This window comes from Parvimonas sp. D9 (assembly GCF_035282565.1).
Taxonomy (GTDB): Bacteria; Bacillota; Clostridia; order Tissierellales; family Peptoniphilaceae; genus Parvimonas; species Parvimonas micra.
Window position 1 is genome coordinate 1 of sequence record NZ_JAYKBM010000215.1, and the last position, 251, is coordinate 251.

General features: G+C 55.0%; 1 protein-coding gene. It reads right to left on the reverse strand.

Going from position 1 to position 251, the window contains the following annotated elements; all coding sequences use genetic code 11:
- A partial coding sequence (locus tag VJI94_RS08615; RefSeq protein ID WP_324009070.1) for a hypothetical protein occupies positions 1 to 251 on the reverse strand: 251 nt, incomplete at both ends.

Below are 251 nucleotides of genomic sequence, written 5' to 3' on the forward strand. Positions count from 1 at the left end.
CTCCTTCTCAGGATAAACCTCGATAGGCACAGCCTTTGTACCGGCAATTGCCGCGTAACGCCCTACCTGGCCCACTTCCAGCATGTGGCTGTAACTCTTGGCCAACAGCCGATTTTCGGAGAATGCATAATCAGGAAGCTGGGCAACCCTGTAGAATCGGCTACCCAATGAAAATGCCGGCCCACCAACACCTATGCGTGGATATTCCACCCACGACCATGCCTTCAGATCCAGCGGCTCACCCCTGGCAT